This is a genomic window from Alitiscatomonas aceti, from assembly GCF_025567195.1.
Lineage (GTDB): Bacteria > Bacillota > Clostridia > Lachnospirales > Lachnospiraceae > Alitiscatomonas > Alitiscatomonas aceti.
Genome location: NZ_JAOQJF010000002.1, coordinates 40,776 through 57,430, shown reverse-complemented (window position 1 = coordinate 57,430; position 16,655 = coordinate 40,776). Strand labels below are relative to the sequence as shown.

The window sequence follows — 16,655 nt, the reverse complement described above, 5'->3', positions numbered from 1 at the left end:
GTATAATAAAAAGACCCGGCACCGTCAATGACGATACCGGGTCAAATTTCTTACAAATTTCTAACGAAACACGTCTTATTTCTCACTGTCGTCGTAAAGAGCGACCAGCTTCTCCAGATGTGCGAATTTATCCTTGGCATTCTGCTCAGCCTGTGCGAACAGAGTCTTTGCTCTCTCCGGATTCTTCAGTGCAAGAGAGGTGTAACGAACCTCGCCATTGATGAAGTCCTGATAGGATACGGTAGCGGGCTTGCAGTCCAGAGTGAACTTCTTCTCTGCAGCCGGGTTGTAACGGAAGATGTTCCAGTAACCAGACTGAACAGCCAGCTTCTCCTCTGTCTGGGCCTTTGCCATACCCTTCTTGATACCATGGTTGATACACGGAGCGTAAGCGATGATCAGGGACGGTCCCGGATATGCCTCAGCCTCAGCGATGGCCTTGATGGTCTGGTTCATATCTGCGCCCATGGAGATCTGTGCAACGTATACATAGCCGTAGCTCATTGCGATGGCTGCCAGATCTTTCTGCTTAACCTCTTTACCGCCTGCTGCGAACTGTGCAACAGCGCCGGTGGGAGTAGCCTTGGAGGACTGTCCGCCTGTGTTGGAGTAAACCTCTGTGTTGAATACCATGATGTTGATATCTTTTCCGCTTGCAAGAACGTGGTCCACGCCGTTGAAGCCGATATCATATGCCCATCCGTCGCCGCCGAAGATCCACTGGGACTTCTTAGCTAAGAAGTCTTTGTTCTTAACGATCTCCTTGCAGGTCGGGCAGTCGCAGCCGGAAAGAACCGCAACCATCTTATCCGTTGCAGCACCGTTTAATGCGCCTACGGAGAAGGTATCTAACCATTCCTGGCAGGCTGCTTTTGCTTCCTCGGAAGCCTCAGCGCTGGCAACAATGGATTCAACCTTTGCCTTTAAGCCGTCACGGATGGCGTTCTGAGCCAGTAACATACCGTAACCGAACTCAGCGTTATCCTCGAATAAAGAGTTGTCCCATGCCGGTCCCTTGCCTGCCTTGTTGGCGGTGTAAGGTGTGGACGGAGAGGAGTTGCCCCAGATGGAGGTACATCCGGTTGCGTTGGCGATATACATTCTGTCACCGAATAACTGGGTGATCAATTTTGCGTACGGAGGCTCACCACAGCCTGCGCATGCGCCGGAGAACTCAAGGAGCGGCTGCTTAAACTGGCTGCCCTTAACGGTCGTCTCTTTAAATTTATCGATCACGTCCTGCTTGATGTCAAGCTTCTGGCCGTAATTGAATACTTCCTGCTGACCCAGGTTCTCTTCCAGGCTTGCCATTGTAAGAGCTTTTTCGCCCTTCTTGCCCGGACATACGTTTGCACAGGAGCCGCATCCGGTACAGTCAAGAGCGGAGATGGACATAGCAAACTTGTACTGCGGCATACCAGTCATGGAAACCATCTTTGTTCCTTCCGGAGCATTGGCAGCCTCTTCCTCAGTCATTACAACCGGACGGATAACTGCGTGCGGGCAGACATAGGAACAGAAGTTACACTGGATACAGTTGTCCGGATTCCATACCGGAACATTTACTGCGATACCGCGCTTCTCATATGCGGAAGAACCAGACGGTGTGGAACCGTCAACGTAATTCTTAAACGCAGATACCGGAAGATTGTTTCCTTCCTGAGCGTTTACTGCAGCCTGTACAGTATTTACGAACTCAACAACGTCTTCTCTTCCCTCTGTGGCGTGAACCATATCAAGACCTTCGTCTTCACAGTTCTTCCAGCTTTCCGGAACTTGAACCTCATGAAGTCCCTTGGCGCCTGCGTCGATGGCAGCCCAGTTCTTCATAACGATGTCCTCGCCCTTACGGCCGTAGGTTGCCTTTGCAGCAGCCTTCATTAACTCGTTAGCCTTGTCAGCCGGGATGATCTTTGTCAGCTCGAAGAATGCGGACTGAAGGATCGTGTTGATACGTGTCGGGCCCATGCCTGTTTCAATACCAAGCTTCACACCGTCGATGGTGTAGAATTTGATGTTGTGGTCAGCGATAAACTTCTTCACCTGGCCCGGTAAGTGCTTCTCAAGACCGTCCATATCCCACGGGCAGTTAAGAAGGAATGTACCGCCGTCAACCAGCTCCTGTACCATGTTGTACTTTCTGATGTATGCCGGGTTGTGGCATGCAACGAAGTCAGCCTTGCGGATCAGGTAAGTGGATTTGATCGGTGTATGCCCGAAACGTAAGTGGGACATGGTAACACCGCCGGACTTCTTGGAGTCGTAATCAAAGTATGCCTGAGCGTACATATCGGTGTTGTCGCCGATGATCTTAATGGAGTTCTTATTTGCACCTACGGTACCGTCGGCGCCAAGACCCCAGAACTTACAGTTGGTGGTTCCTGCCGGTGTGGTAACAAGCGGAGCGCCTAACTCTAAGGAGAGGTTTGTCACGTCATCGTTGATACCGATGGTGAATCTCTTCTTCGCTGTATTCTCGTAAACAGCAACGATCTGGGCCGGTGTGGTATCCTTGGAACCTAAACCGTAACGGCCAGTGTAGATCGGAACTGCGTCAAATTTTGTATTCTTTAAGGCAGCAACAACGTCCAGGTATAACGGCTCACCGATGGAACCCGGTTCCTTTGTTCTGTCAAGAACAGAGATCTGCTTTACAGTCTCCGGGATCGCTGCGATGAAAGCCTCTGTGCAGAACGGTCTGTACAGACGTACCTTTACAACGCCGACCTTCTTGCCCTGGGCCATCAGGTAGTCGATGGTCTCCTCGATGGTGTCGTTTACGGAACCCATGGAAACGATCACATGCTCAGCATCGGCTGCGCCGTAGTAGTTGAACAGCTTGTAATCGGTACCGATCTTAGCGTTCACCTTGTCCATGTACTCCTGAACGATAGCCGGAAGAGCATCGTAGTACGGGTTGCAGGCCTCTCTTGCCTGGAAGAAAATATCCGGGTTCTGGGCAGAACCTCTCTGGCACGGATGGTTCGGGTTCAGAGCATGTGCGCGGAACTCGTCGATGGCATCCAGATCAGCCATTTCCTTCAGATCCTCATAATCCCATGTTTCGATCTTCTGGATCTCGTGGGAGGTACGGAAACCGTCGAAGAAGTTGATGAACGGAACTTTGCCCTTGATGGCTGCAAGATGAGCAACCGGTGTTAAGTCCATAACCTCCTGTACGCTGGATTCACAAAGCATTGCACAGCCTGTCTGACGGCATGCGTAAACGTCGGAATGGTCGCCGAAGATGTTTAATGCGTGGGTAGCAACGGCACGGGCAGATACGTTGAATACGCCCGGAAGCTGCTCACCGGCGATCTTATACAGATCCGGGATCATCAGAAGAAGACCTTGGGAAGCGGTATAAGTGGTTGTTAAAGCGCCTGCTGCCAGGGAGCCGTGTACGGCACCTGCTGCGCCGGCCTCGGACTGCATCTCAGTGATCTGCACCGGCTGTCCGAACATATTTGTTCTTCCATCGGTAGACCACTCATCTGTCGCCTCAGCCATTGGGGAAGAAGGTGTGATCGGGTAGATGGCTGCAACATCGGTAAATGCATAGGAAGCATGAGCTGCTGCATGGTTACCATCCATGGTTTTCATTTTTCTTGCCATAGTTGATTTTCCTCCTATAAAATGTATAAATAAAATATTATTTATTTATCAGTATCGCCTTATGGACATAAGACTACCTGTATCCTATTATAGCAATTTCCCGATAAAATGCAAATGCAAAAATGCCTGTTTTAGGTATTTTATTACGAACAATATCGCTTTTGCGCCTCTGTTTTCCGCCTTCCGGGAATGATTCCGTATCGTGGAATTTACCCGCTCACTCTTCCAGGCCCCCACCCTGCTCCCTGCCCAGCGGTACCCTTATAAACGGAAAGCAGAAAACGGCACAGCCAGGCGTTTTCGTTTTCCGCCGGCCATGCCGTTTTTATCAATCTTCTCTAGGGGCAATGAAGCCCATATCGGATGGTCCACCCGGTTCCGCCGTATCCGGGGCTGCCGATGTGTCCTCAAAGCCCGGGCCCACCTGGCTGTCTCCTCCGGGACCATCGCTGCCGCCGGGGCCTGCGTTCCCGCTGGGGCTGTTATTCTCTGTGGAGGGTTCGATCACATCGCCGGGACCTGCATTCTGGGCAGCCGGCTCCGATGAGCCCTGGGCTGCGGTGGGGCCAGTCTGGCTTCCCGTCTCCTGGGATCCTGCGGAAGAAGACTGGCTCTCTCCTGCTGTGCTGCTCTCTGAAGAACTCTCGCCTTCCGGAGCTGCCACGCTTCCAGAGGTATTCCGTTTGATGGTGGCGGGCTTTCCATTATACGTACTGTTATGGAAAAACTCGTCGCTGATCACTTCGCCGTTCTTTTTAGTGATCAGGTTGGTCACCCAGCGGCTTCCGGGAGTGGCCGCCTTGGCCTCCACCTCCACGCCTGGCTGCAGGGTGGGATCCTCTTCATAGGTGGGGGCCGGAGGGTCCAGCTCCTTCACCTTTTCTGATTTCATGGACAGGGTCACACCCTCCTCCAGGATCGGATTCCCGTAAATGGAGATGGTCAGCTTCCGGTCTGAGAAGCTGGTCTTGATGCCCACTGCCGTTTTCGAATTATTCACAAATTTCATATCCGGGCCGGAATGGCCGTCATAGCTTACCATTGCGTCCTCGCCGGGAGTCACATAGGAAGGCTCATAGCTGTGGGCATGGCGCTCGGTGGTCTTCAGTCCGGAAAATACCACTGCATTATACAGGGTGGATGAAACCTGGCACACACCGCCGCCCGGCTCCTCCACCAGGACGCCGTTGACGTATGCGCCTGCCGGCCGGTAGCCCTTATCTGTGGTCCGGTTTCCAGTGGTCAGGTTAAAGGAAAACTCCTCACCCGGCTGGATGATCTTTCCATTTAAGGCAGCTGCTGCCAGACGGACGTTTTCATTCCTGTCCTTATTGGCGGTGGTGGTGGTAGTATATGTACCCAGCTTCTGGAAATTTTCCCTGGCCTGAGCTGCGGTGATCTCCGGAGCCGTTTCCTCCACCTCCGCAGTGATCACTGCGTCATACTCTCCCGCTGCGGTGCGGGCCACGATGTCATTTTTCAGTTTTTCTTCGTTGACAGCCTTCCCGTTCTCTCCCTCAGCAAAGGTAAACTTCCCACTGGCCGCATCGAATGCGGAAATTGAGCCGTTCTTCGCCTTTACATTCCAGGCTCCGGCCAGAGATGCCGCCTGGGCTGCTGCCGCTTCTTCCAGGCCGTCGGTGGGAATCTCATAATCTGCGGACTCGCCCTTTTTAAAGGCCTCATCCACCACCTTCTCCACGCTTTCTTTTAAAAGGTTCTCCAGGGCCTGCTCCTTTTCCCCACAGACCACCTTCATCTGCCAGTCCATGGATTCCAGGACCTTTTCCACTGCAGCCGTTTTCGTCATCCCATGGACAGAAACACCGTTGACGGTGATCTCTGCTTCCAGCTCAGTCTCCGGCTCTGAGGAGGTCTCTTCTGCGGAGGTTTCCGTACCGTCCGTTTTGGAGCAGCTCCGGACTCCCACGGCCACACAGAGGATCAGGATAATGATCCCGATCAGTATAAGAAGGATCTTTGCAGCATCTGGTCCCTGGCGGCGGCGTCTGCCCCGCCTCTTATTTGAGGACGTACCCCGGCCGCTTCCCAGATTTCTGGCATTCTGGACCGCCAGGATACGGTCAGCGTTACTCTGTCTGGAGGAGCTGCGGCCCCGGTTTCCCGAAGACCCTGCCCGGCTCTGGGAGCTTTTTCCTGTTCCCCGGGACGTTCTGTTTCTGTTCAAATCGCTCATTTCTTCACACCTTCAAAGGCCCCTGACGCTTTTGGGGCGCTGTTTTCTCTACATGTCAGAATCATGCGAGTACTAGTATAACACAAATAGCGAAAAATGGAATAACAGAATTCTTAAATTTCTTTCACAGTTTCAATAATTTATGTTACACTATTGTTACATAAATTTTGAAAGAAGGGATCCCATTGAAACTGATCGATCTGCACGTCCACTCCACTGCCTCCGACGGTTCCTTTACGCCGGCAGAGGTGACGGCCCTGGCCCGTGAGGCAGGACTGACCGCCATCGCCTTAACGGACCATGATACCGTTTCCGGTGTCGGAGAGGCCCTGGCGGCCGCCGGCGATTTCCCATTGGAGGTGGTTCCCGGCGTGGAGCTCTCCTGTCTGTATAAAGAAAAAGAGATCCATATCCTGGGGCTGTATATTGACCATACAGATAAAGCCTTCCTGGATTTTCTGGATCAGGCGGAAATAAAAAGAAACAGCCGCAACCAGCTCATGCTGGCCGCCTTCCAGAAGGACGGCTTTCCTATTACTATGGAGGACCTGGTCATGGAAAATCCAGACACAGTGGTCACCCGGGCGCACTTTGCCAGGGCCCTGGTTAAAAAAGGGTGCGTCTCCTCTGTGGACCAGGCCTTTAAAAAATACCTGGATCCGGACCGGCCTTATTACAGAAAACGAGAGATCATCACGCCCGCAGAAGCCATCCAGGCCATCCGGAACGCAGGAGGCTTTCCGGTCCTGGCCCACCCCTGCCTTTACAGGCTTGGCTGGATGCAGACAGAAGAGCTGGTACGGAGCCTGAAGGAGCTGGGCCTGGGCGGCATGGAATGCTGGCACTCCTCCAATTATGCAGAGGAGAGCAGCAAGCTCTGCCGGATGGCAGACCGGTACAGCCTTCTTCCCACCGGCGGCTCCGACTTCCACGGGGCGGCCAAGCCCGATATCCGGATCGGAAGCGGACGGGGGAATCTCCGGGTCCCGGCGGAATATCTGGACGCCCTGAAGCTTGCCATGTTTCTTGGACAGTAAAAGCCCGGCCTAAGCCGGGCCCTCCTGGTCCATATTCTCCATGACCGCATCCACGGCCTTTCGGACGGCCTCTGAAAGAACGGCTGCCAGCCGGTGGTCTTCGCCGCCGGAAATGACTCCCGCCACAGCCTCCCCATGCTTTGCGATCCCCGGAAAATAAAAGCTGCAGTTTTCCTTTTCTGATGCATCGTTGACCGGGATCCCCAGGAGACGGCAGTCCCGCACCACCGTTTTATTGACTCCGGCTCCTGCGGCCGCCAGAACGAAAAGGGGGCGGGTCAGAGGACGGCCATCCATTCCCAGAGGATCGGTCTCCTCATACGTTCCCTGGAGCCACCGCACAGTCTCCGGCATTTCCTTCTCCATTTCTTTTATGTCTGTTACAGCCTCCGGAGCCACTGCCAGGATCCGGCAGCCAAATTCCCTTAAGACCCGGATCCGCCGGGCAGCAATGGGGCCGCCGCCCACCACCAGGATCTCCTGGCCCCAAAGGTCGATGAATAAAGGAAAATACGCCATTGCTTACAGATCCTTCAGATACAGGTCCGTCAGACTGTACCGGGTATTCCCTTTATAGCCTGTGACCGTATGGGCTGCCGCCAGGGAATTCAGCACTGCCTCCTCAGTGGCCTCTGCCGCCGCCTCGAACACATCATCCAGCATGGCCTCGTTCATCACCGCCGCCGGGATCACGGCCCGGTCCTCTTCCTTCCTATATACATTTCCCGTGGAGAAGCCCAGCATGATATCCCCGCTTCCATGGCCCATGAAAGAACCGCACCGGGAAAGGCCCACACCGGCACGCCGGATGATCCGCTTTAACTGACGGTCGGATACAGGAAGATCCGTTCCCACCACCATCATGATAGACCCCTCATCCTTTCTGGCCTCCTCGATCTTCCCACTGAGCAGTTCTCCCATGGGCTTTCCATCCAGGACAAAATGCTTCGTCTTTCCAAAATTAGACTGGACCAGCACGCCGACCACATACGTTTTTCCATCCAGCTCCACCAGACGGGAGGCGCTGCCGATGCCGCCCTTCATCCCAAAGCAGGTGGTTCCCTTTCCGGCTCCCACGTCGCCCTCTTCAAAATCCCTGCATGCGCCGTCGATGGCGGCGCGCACCTCCGGGATCCCGATGACCCGCTCTGTGATCTTATTGAGACTGGCGTCGTTGCACTCGCCCACCACTGGATTCATGGAGGTGAGCTCCACGCCGTCCCTTTCACACTGCTCCACCATATAATCCACCAGCGCGTCATGGACCTTTCCCACGTTCAGGGTATTGGTCAGGGCAATGGGCGATTCCAGGGTGCCCAGCTCCTCGATCTGGGGGATGCCGGCGGTTTTTCCAAAGCCGTTATGGACAAAGGCCGCTGCCGTCAGCCTGGAGGCAAAGATATTCTCCTCACAGGGAAGGATCACCGTTACCCCCGTTTTATGTTCCTCTGTGTCCACCGTATAGTGGCCCACCCGTACTCCTGGCACGTCTGTCAGCTTATTTAAAGCTCCCGCAGGGTGATCTCCAATTCTGATTCCATAGTCCCGGATCCTTTTTTTCATTTTTCCTATACTCTCCTTTTCCCGTTGACCGGTTCATTCTATTTTTAATAAATTTTCCTTCTGATATTGTTAAATTTTTATCTATTTCATCCATTGCCATCTGGCACCCACTCTGGTACAATAAAGTATGTTAAATGATTAACACAAACCACAGACTTTCCAACAGGAGGCAATGACTTATGAAATTAAAGCTGAAGAACATCTCCAACCTGGACGCATTTTTCCACGTGATCAACCAGTGTGACGGTGCCGTTGAATTAAGCCTTCCGGAAGGAGGTTCCGTAAACCTGAAATCCCGACTGAGCCAGTATTTTTCCATGGCTACTGTTTTTTCCAATGGAAACATCCGGGAGCTTGATATTACCACGCATACACTCTCCGATTCGGAGCGCCTGATCAATTACATGGTACAGGGCTCATAAATCCTTTCTCTTTTAAGATGGCCTGGAGCTGGTCCTTTGTCGCGAAGAACGTGCCCTGGGCCATTTGTGCACTTCCCCCACCTCTTCCGTTTAAGAGTCCGTTGAGCTCCCTGGAGAGCCGGCGCATATCGCCGTCCCGGCTCCCCAGTACATAGAGGAAGCTGCCCTCTGCGGCTCCTCCCAGGGCCAGGACGGTTTTTCCTTTCTTTTCCTCCAGCAGCCGGTTTACCAGATGTCTGAGCTGGATGGCCTCAAAATCCGGTTCCAGAATAAAAATATCCCCATCCCCTTCTTTTATATCCCTTACCTCACTGGCAATAAGCTTATCATAGGCTGCCACAAGTTTTTCCTGGAGCTTTGCCTCTTCATCCTTAAGCTTCTCCACAGCTCTGGAGATCTCACCAGGCCGGGCTGACAGCAGTACAGAGATCTTCTGGACCTGGTCCCGTTTCCTCTCATAATCCTCCACGGCCCGTTTCCCGCAGAGAAGAGAAATACGGACACCTCCCTTATAGTGGATCATGGAAAGGAACTTCACCAGTCCGATCTCACCGGTGCGCTCCACATGGGTGCCGCAGCAGGCACAGACGTCGCCTCCCGGAATAGACACGATCCGCACCGCCCCGGTCAGCTCCTTTTTGCTCCTGTATTCCATGGCGTCCAGCTCATCCTTTTCCGGATATACAGCGGATATCTCCAGATTCTCCCAGATCATTCCATTGGCCTTTTCTTCAATGGCCATCAGATCCCCCCACTCCAGAACTCCGTTGAAATCGATGGTCACCTCATCGGTCCCCATATGAAAGCCCACGTTGTCATAGCCGAACCGCTGGTGGATCAGGCCGGATACCAGGTGCTCTCCAGAGTGCTCCTGCATATGCTGGAATCTCCGGTCCCAGTCGATGACGCCTCTGACCATCTCGCCCACAGGCAGCGGGCCGTCCGTATAGTGGACCACCTGGCCGTCCTTTTCATGGACATCCGTTACCCGGACATTTCCCAGGAGCCCTGTATCCGCTGGCTGGCCGCCGCCCTCCGGGTAAAACGCCGTGGCAGAGAGGGTGATCTCCCATCCCTTTTTCCCCTCCTGGCAGGAAAGGACCTGGGCTTCAAATTCCTTTATATACGCAGAATCATAATACAGCTTGTTCATTGGAATTGCCTCCTCGTTCAGTTTCGCTGTCCTTCATTATACCATGTCCTCCGGACATGGTATCCCTCCGGGGGATTTGGGCGCCTGGTTTTCTGCGGTGAACGCAGAAACCAGATGCGCGATGGTATAATGTCTGTTTTACAGACATTATACCATGTCCTCCCTTCTTTCTCAATTATAACGCCGGGCAAATTTTCCTGGATTTTCAAAATTACAGGAAACTATGACAAGCAGGCCCACATATCATAGGAGTGTAAACAAATAATCCTCTGGAGGACTTAAAACATGAGTGATTTAGCAGCTACAAATTGCGGATGCGGATGCGACACCAACAATACGGCCTGCGGATGTGGATGCGGGAGCAACAGCAACATTCTCTGGATCCTGATCCTTCTCTGCTGCTGCGGCGGACATAGCGGATGTGGAAATAACTGTGGATGCGGCGGCAGCTGCGGATGCGGCTTTGACAACAGCTGCATCTGGATCATCCTGCTTCTCTGCTGCTGCGGCGGCTGGGGAAACGGCGGCGGCTTCTTCTGCTGCTGATCCGTAAGATCCAAAAAGCGGGCGGGCGCTGGTCCTGCCCGCCTTTTTCTGTCCGTTCACCGGGATCCGGTTTTTCCTTCGTCTTCCCGGTCCACCCTCTTCTGCGCCTTTTCCTCCGGCTTCCTGGATCGTTTTCCATTTCCGCCTCCCATCCGGTTTTCCCTGTACCGCTCAAAGTCTTCATCGATCTCGTAAACGCTGTTTCCATCTATAACAAGTCTGTATGACATATGATCCCCTCCTGTCTATCCATACTATTCCCCGATCCCCGATCCCGTGCCAGACTTCCGGTTTCCTGTCATTTTCTCCCTTCCGGCCGCATATATTTTCACCAGTAAAAGGAGGCTTGCCAATGAATGAAAAAGATTTAATGCTGACCGATCTGGACTATGCCATCGGGGACCGCCGCATGCAGATGCTGAAGGCTGCCATCCCCTACATGGAGATCTCACAGCAGCGGGCCCTGTCCATGTTCATCAAATGGAGGGAGCTGGTGCGGACCATGGAATTTTTCAATGAGAACGGAGACGGAATGATGAGTGTCTGTTCCCTGGAGAAGGGCCACACATCTCCGGCTGATATGCTGGCAGCCGTAAAGCCCTACGCCGGTCCCGGCGAGCAGGAGATCATCGATCTTCTGGTGAACGCGGCATCCTTTAAGGGCAGCAGGAACGGGGCCGGAGGCCGCAGCCCTTTTTCCATGGACCAGCTGATCTCCCTTCTTCCGCCGGATACCCAGTCCAGGCTGGAAACGGTCCAGCTCATGATGCAGACTCTGGGACAGGTTTAATATAAGGAGGTTTTATGAGCAGAGCATTTGAAAATGATCCAAGATTAAAGCATATGGACCCGGGCAAGCTTTCGGCCCTCCAGTCCCTGGCAAGGGAACTGGAGGCAGCCCCCGGCGATCAGAAAATGGCGGCCTTCCTGTCTGCGGGCCAGAAAGCCGCCAGGGAACACGTATCCTTTTCCGCAGAAGAACAGGAGCTGCTGATCCAGATCCTGATAGAAGGCATGTCCGGCGAGGAACGGAAAAAAGCAGAGGCCGTCCGGAAGCTGGCAGGACGGATGCAGAAAAACAGGCCCGGTGCATAACAAAAAGGGGGTGCCGCGGAAACAGGCTGTATAATCCTGTTCCGCAGCATCCCCTTATCAGTATCATTTTATAAATATCCTGTTTAACCATTGTCCAGGGCCGCGCCCTGCCGGATCACATTCCCTGCAGATCCTCCACCTCTCCGGCGATCATGATCCGGGTGTCCTGGTCGATGGACTGGATCAGCATACGCACATGGGACTGGGAAAGCTGGATACCCGAAAAGGTATCGTCCTCGGTGCTGGCCTGCTGGCAGTTCACCACCAGAGCCGGATAAGCATCTCCCTCTGTCTCTGGCTTAAGGATCATCCCATAATTGGAAAAGGCCTTCATTTCACCCAGGCGGACGGCCTCCTTCGTTCCGGGACCTTCCTCCCCGGCCGTATAAATGGCTCCAAAATCTTCATCCTCCGGATCTGTGATCCAGTAATCCTTCTGGCTTAACTGGCGGTAGGAAACCAGGCTTCCCGGATCGCTTTCCAGGCCAAAGGCACTGTCCAGCCGGTATACGCCGTAAATATCCTCGTCCTCTCCGGAGCCTCCGGAAATATAGCAGTTGACGGCAAAAACCTCTCTCCATCCTCCGTCCGCACATCTGGAATAATAGAAGAGGCGGGAATTCCCAGCCAGCTCACGGCTGGAGGACTGGCCCTTTTTCCCGTTCCGGGTCTGTACAGGGATCTCCTCACCGCCCTCGGTCTCCAGATTATTGATCACCAGGATCAGGCTTTTGGAATCGCCTGCAATGCCCATCTCGTCGATCCAGCGGCCCTTATCCTGCTGGGTCTTCCAGGAAAGATCCACCGGCACCTCATCCTCCCAGAGAGTTTCCGGCTCCAGAAGGATCGTGTCCACTGCCTGCTCCTTCACCGCACCGAAAGCAGGGACCATGAGGACCGCAGATAAAACCAGGGCTGTCACGGCTGTAAGTGATGTATATAAACGCTTATGCATAAATAAAAATCTCCTCCCATCCCGACCATATTACCATACTTTCCACGAAATGTCACTGTCAAATCCTGTCTACCACAAAATTGCCACATTTTAAACAGCCTTATTTTCCATCTCTTCCCCTGGAATCCTTATACATGGAGATGGTGCCGATGCTCTCCCGGGCCTCCAGGATCTGGTTCCGCAGCCGGGTGGTATCCTCCGGGCTGCCGACAGCTGTAAAATATGCGATCAGATTGGTCAGCGAGAAAAAACCCAGGACCGAGTTGTAATAATAGAGGTCATGGTTATCATAGGTGAGCACCACCGTTGCATAGGCAGCCACCGGCGATGAGATCTTATCGGTGATCACGATCTGGGGCACCCGCTTCTCATTGAGATATTTTACTGTATTCACCACATGCTTTGCGTACCCTGGGTTACTGAAGATCACTGCCACATCCTCCGGGCCCGCATGGATCAGGTGATCGATGTAGAGGGCGCGGCTCTGGGACCCCAGATCCTCCACCCGGATCCCGATGGTCATGAGCCTCCGGGTCAGATACGCCGTCCCCACTGCTGCCAGCTCGTTTCCAATGGCATAGACCGTGCCGGCCTGGCGGATCAGGGATACTGCCGTCAGCACCTGCTCCAGCCCGCACTGGGAATATGTATTTTTAAGCACCTGAAGCTCGTTGGCCACAAATTCCTTAAACATGGCTTCATGGTCCAACTCCCTGGTTCCCGTCATGCTGTGGGCACTGGCAGGTCTCAGAGTCTCGTTTCCCAGGAGCCTGGCCTGGAGATGGTCCCGCAGATTCTTTTTCATATCCACATAGCTGTCAAAGCCAAGCTTTCTCGCAAACCTAAGGACCGTCACCTCTGTGACCCCCAGGGCGTTTGCCATTTCCCGCAGCGAATAAAAGCAGGCCTCATCGGGATATTTATACATATAATCTGCGATCCGCTTCTGTACCGGGCTCAGTTCCCCGTATTTCTCATTTACCGCCTCCAAAAAACTCATGGGTCATCCTCGCATCTTTCTGTTTTGTAATCATTATACACAATTTCTTAACAAAAAGTCCAGTATTTTTGTAACATTTTCCCTGTTATGCATAAGAAAATATAAACCTCCATGGACAGACGCAAAGAGGCCGCTGCAAAAGGATTCTGCAGCAGCCCCTCTTTATGCTTTTTAATTATTTCTGCACAATGTTTACGATCTTTCTGGGAACGTATATCTCTTTCACAATGGTGCCTGTGAGCTTATCCTTCACAGCCTCTTTTCCTGCCGCGATGGCCTCCTCTTTGGAGATCTCGGCGGGAACCATGATCACTCCTCTGGTCTTTCCATTGATCTGGACAGCGATCTCGATCTCATCGTCCTTCATGGCCTCCTCGTCGCATTCCGGCCATGTGGCATGAAATACGCTGTCTGTGCCGCCAAGCTCTCTCCACAGCTCCTCGCCCAGGTGGGGAGCAAAGGGAGCCAGCAGGATCACGAAGGTCTTTAAGGTCTCCTTGTCGATTCCGCCCTCTTTCTTTGCCAGCTCGGAAAGCTTGTTGTTGTACTCCATAAAGCCGGAGATCACTGTATTTAAGCTGAACTGGTTAAACCGGGTCTCAATATCGTAGACCAGCTTATGGCGCAGCTTCAGCATCTCCTTTGTTTCCTTCACATCCTTGTCCTTATTGTCAAGGACCAGGTTGTAGAAACGCTTTAAGAATTTGGAAACGCCCTCGATGCCGCGGTCATCCCACTCGGCGTCTAATTCCGGCGGGCCCACGAACAGCTCGTACATTCTCAGTGCATCGCAGCCGTAGTCTCTGACCAGATCGTCCGGAGACACCACATTGCCCTTGGATTTACTCATCTTGATGCCGTTCTTTCCGGTGATCATACCCTGGTTGAACAGCTTCTTAAAGGGCTCGTCAAAATCCACCACGCCGATGTCATACAGGAACTTGGTGTAGAACCTGGAGTAAAGCAGATGGAGCACCGCATGCTCTACGCCTCCGATGTACATATCCACCGGAAGATACTTGTCTGCCTTCTCCCTGGATACCAGCTCCTTATCGTTTTTGCTGTCCACATACCGTAAGAAATACCAGGAGGAACCGGCCCACTGGGGCATGGTGTTGGTCTCTCTCTTGGCCGGACCGCCGCAGCAGGGACATGTGGTGTTGACCCACCAGTCGATGGCTGCCAGAGGAGATTCCCCGGTGCCTGTGGGCTGGTAGCTGTCCACCTCGGGCAGTGTCAGCGGAAGCTGGTCCTCGGGAACCGGAACGTTGCCGCACTTGGGGCAGTGGATGATGGGGATCGGCTCGCCCCAGTAACGCTGCCGGGAGAATACCCAGTCACGGAGCTTATAGTTGACAGTCTTTCTTCCGATGCCCATTTTCTCGATCATCACCGGCGCCTCTTTTTTAAGGACAGAGGACTCCATGCCGTTCCAGTCGCCGGAATTGATCATGGTACCGGAGGCTTCCGTATAGGCCTCGGTCATATTTTCGATCTCTTTTCCGTCCTTGGCGATGACCTGGATGATCGGGATATTGAATTTCTTTGCAAATTCAAAGTCACGGTCGTCGTGGGCCGGTACGCACATGATGGCGCCGGTACCGTAATCGGCCAGCACATAATCAGACAGCCAGATGGGAACCTTTGCGCCGTTTAAGGGGTTGATGGCGTAGGTTCCTGTGAACACGCCGGTCTTTTCCTTATCCTGGAGACGGTCCACGTTGGATTTCATGGAAGCATCGAAAATATATTTTTCAACGGCCTCCCGGGTCTCGTCAGTAGCCAGGTCCTTTGCCAGCTTATGCTCCGGAGCCAGTACCATGAAGGTAGCCCCGTGTAAGGTATCCGGGCGTGTGGTGTAGACTGTGATCTTCTCATCCCGGCCTTCCACAGGGAATTCCACCTCTGCGCCGTAGGATTTTCCGATCCACTCGGTCTGCATCTTTTTAACCTTTTCCGGCCAGTCCAGCTTGTCCAGATCGTTTAACAGCCGGTCTGCGTAGGCCGTGATCTTAAGCATCCACTGACGCAGGTTCTTTTTCGTCACCGGAGTTCCGCAGCGCTCGCAGCAGCCGTTGACCACTTCCTCGTTGGCCAGACCGGTCTTACAGGACGGGCACCAGTTGATGGGGAATTCCTTTTCATAAGCCAGGCCCTTTTTGAACATCTGGACAAAGATCCACTGGGTCCATTTATAGAAGGCCGGATCTGTGGTATTGACCTCCATATCCCAGTCATAGATGGCTGCGATCTCACCGATCTGGCGCTTGATGTTGGCCACATTGGCGGCTGTGGATTTGGCCGGATGCACGCCCATTTTAATGGCGTAGTTTTCAGCCGGAAGGCCGAAGGCATCCCACCCCATGGGATGGATCACATATTTTCCTTTTAAAAGCTGGTAGCGGCTCCACACATCAGAGATCACATAGCCTCTCCAATGGCCAACGTGAAGGCCGCTGCCGGACGGATACGGGAACATATCCAGGCAGTAATATTTTTCTTTTTTTCCATCGTTTACGTTGATGGGATTCTTTTCCCAGTTTTCCCGCCATTTTTTCTCAATGGCGGCATGGTTGTACTGTGCCATGACGATTTCCTCCATTTCCTTTGGTACGGATCACCAGTGTATATGCCTCGCCGGGAACGGAACTTCCCAGTGAAACAAAAATGCCCCAGGTCTCTATCCATTCATAGAGACGTGGGGCTTGATTCACACGCGGTACCACTCTATTTCGTGAAGGCCCTGGGCTTTCACGCACTCATTTCCTGGTAACGGTCGGACCGGCTCTGCCTACCCAGAGACTAAAAAATCCCCTTCAGCATGCAACTCCGAGGCGAGTTCAGAATTTCACGGAAACCGCTTCGCACCACCCAGCGGCTCTCTGGATCCCATTCCGTCCCTACTGCTCCTCTTCTAAGTTTTTGAACTGGAATTTAATGTATCATATTTCGGTTTTTCTGTCAAGTGCCGGAATCCATTGCCCTGCGACATACTGTTTTCTCAGTGTGGATTTTGCATGGGGATTGACATATTTTCGTTTGCCGCGTATAATAATAGTACAAGACAGGCAA

15 protein-coding genes and 1 other annotated feature are annotated in these 16,655 nt (G+C 53.1%); of the genes, 5 read left to right on the top strand and 10 right to left on the bottom strand.

Annotated elements, in window-relative coordinates; translation table 11 throughout:
• Positions 1 to 75: 75 nt before the first annotated feature.
• On the bottom strand, positions 76 to 3,615 hold the full coding sequence (gene nifJ / locus OCV69_RS01155) for a pyruvate:ferredoxin (flavodoxin) oxidoreductase (RefSeq protein WP_158357033.1): 3,540 nt from the start codon (positions 3,613 to 3,615) through the stop codon (positions 76 to 78).
• Between the two features lie 328 nt (positions 3,616 to 3,943).
• Entirely contained in the window at positions 3,944 to 5,812 is a 1,869-nt protein-coding gene (locus OCV69_RS01150; RefSeq protein ID WP_158357032.1) for a VanW family protein, read from the bottom strand.
• A 185-nt stretch (positions 5,813 to 5,997) separates the two neighbouring features.
• Between OCV69_RS01150 and OCV69_RS01145 the strand changes: the two genes are divergently transcribed.
• Positions 5,998 to 6,849 (top strand): PHP domain-containing protein, encoded by an 852-nt coding sequence (locus OCV69_RS01145; RefSeq protein WP_158357031.1) that lies wholly within the window; start codon positions 5,998 to 6,000, stop codon positions 6,847 to 6,849.
• A gap of 9 nt (positions 6,850 to 6,858) precedes the next feature.
• On the opposite strand, the gene OCV69_RS01140 is transcribed toward OCV69_RS01145, so the two are convergent.
• The 3 genes from OCV69_RS01140 to OCV69_RS01130 are packed head-to-tail and all read right to left on the bottom strand — an operon-like array spanning position 6,859 to position 8,512.
• On the bottom strand, positions 6,859 to 7,368 hold the full coding sequence (locus OCV69_RS01140) for a precorrin-2 dehydrogenase/sirohydrochlorin ferrochelatase family protein (RefSeq protein WP_022274660.1): 510 nt from the start codon (positions 7,366 to 7,368) through the stop codon (positions 6,859 to 6,861).
• A 3-nt stretch (positions 7,369 to 7,371) separates the two neighbouring features.
• A complete protein-coding gene (locus OCV69_RS01135; RefSeq protein WP_022274659.1) occupies positions 7,372 to 8,412 on the bottom strand; it encodes a P1 family peptidase in 1,041 nt (346 codons plus the stop codon).
• Complete coding sequence (locus tag OCV69_RS01130) at positions 8,348 to 8,512, bottom strand: hypothetical protein (RefSeq protein ID WP_262562912.1); 165 nt, start codon at positions 8,510 to 8,512, stop codon at positions 8,348 to 8,350. Before OCV69_RS01130 ends, OCV69_RS01135 begins: the two co-directional genes overlap by 65 nt.
• Positions 8,513 to 8,591: 79 nt before the next feature.
• Here OCV69_RS01130 and OCV69_RS01125 point away from each other — a divergent pair, with 79 nt between their 5' ends.
• Positions 8,592 to 8,834, top strand: a complete 243-nt coding sequence (locus tag OCV69_RS01125) for a hypothetical protein (RefSeq protein ID WP_022274658.1) — start codon at positions 8,592 to 8,594, stop codon at positions 8,832 to 8,834.
• Here OCV69_RS01125 and OCV69_RS01120 read toward each other — a convergent pair.
• Positions 8,809 to 9,987, bottom strand: coding sequence for an alanyl-tRNA editing protein (locus OCV69_RS01120; RefSeq protein WP_158357030.1), 1,179 nt, complete (start codon positions 9,985 to 9,987; stop codon positions 8,809 to 8,811). The two genes, OCV69_RS01125 and OCV69_RS01120, sit on opposite strands and share 26 nt — an antisense overlap.
• Before the next feature lie 285 nt (positions 9,988 to 10,272).
• Here OCV69_RS01120 and OCV69_RS01115 point away from each other — a divergent pair, with 285 nt between their 5' ends.
• Positions 10,273 to 10,533, top strand: coding sequence for a hypothetical protein (locus OCV69_RS01115; RefSeq protein WP_022274656.1), 261 nt, complete (start codon positions 10,273 to 10,275; stop codon positions 10,531 to 10,533).
• Positions 10,534 to 10,589: 56 nt separating this feature from the next.
• On the opposite strand, the gene OCV69_RS01110 is transcribed toward OCV69_RS01115, so the two are convergent.
• Positions 10,590 to 10,763, bottom strand: a complete 174-nt coding sequence (locus OCV69_RS01110; RefSeq protein ID WP_022274655.1) for a hypothetical protein — start codon at positions 10,761 to 10,763, stop codon at positions 10,590 to 10,592.
• 122 nt (positions 10,764 to 10,885) lie between these two features.
• Here OCV69_RS01110 and OCV69_RS01105 point away from each other — a divergent pair, with 122 nt between their 5' ends.
• Together OCV69_RS01105 and OCV69_RS01100 are read left to right on the top strand one after the other, a co-directional pair.
• Positions 10,886 to 11,323 carry a hypothetical protein gene (locus OCV69_RS01105; RefSeq protein ID WP_022274654.1) on the top strand — a complete coding sequence of 146 codons (438 nt, stop codon included), beginning with the start codon at positions 10,886 to 10,888 and terminating at the stop codon, positions 11,321 to 11,323.
• A gap of 14 nt (positions 11,324 to 11,337) precedes the next feature.
• Positions 11,338 to 11,628 carry a hypothetical protein gene (locus OCV69_RS01100; protein ID WP_158357029.1) on the top strand — a complete coding sequence of 97 codons (291 nt, stop codon included), beginning with the start codon at positions 11,338 to 11,340 and terminating at the stop codon, positions 11,626 to 11,628.
• A gap of 115 nt (positions 11,629 to 11,743) precedes the next feature.
• Here OCV69_RS01100 and OCV69_RS01095 read toward each other — a convergent pair whose 3' ends face one another.
• The 3 genes from OCV69_RS01095 to leuS form a co-directional block, all read right to left on the bottom strand.
• Positions 11,744 to 12,583 carry a hypothetical protein gene (locus OCV69_RS01095; protein WP_158357028.1) on the bottom strand — a complete coding sequence of 280 codons (840 nt, stop codon included), beginning with the start codon at positions 12,581 to 12,583 and terminating at the stop codon, positions 11,744 to 11,746.
• 100 nt (positions 12,584 to 12,683) lie between these two features.
• Positions 12,684 to 13,583 (bottom strand): MurR/RpiR family transcriptional regulator, encoded by a 900-nt coding sequence (locus OCV69_RS01090; protein WP_022274651.1) that lies wholly within the window; start codon positions 13,581 to 13,583, stop codon positions 12,684 to 12,686.
• Positions 13,584 to 13,758: 175 nt separating this feature from the next.
• Positions 13,759 to 16,170 (bottom strand): leucine--tRNA ligase, encoded by a 2,412-nt coding sequence (gene leuS, locus OCV69_RS01085; protein WP_022274650.1) that lies wholly within the window; start codon positions 16,168 to 16,170, stop codon positions 13,759 to 13,761.
• Positions 16,171 to 16,272: 102 nt separating this feature from the next.
• Positions 16,273 to 16,509: a binding site (T-box leader), on the bottom strand.
• Between the last annotated feature and the right edge of the window lie 146 nt (positions 16,510 to 16,655).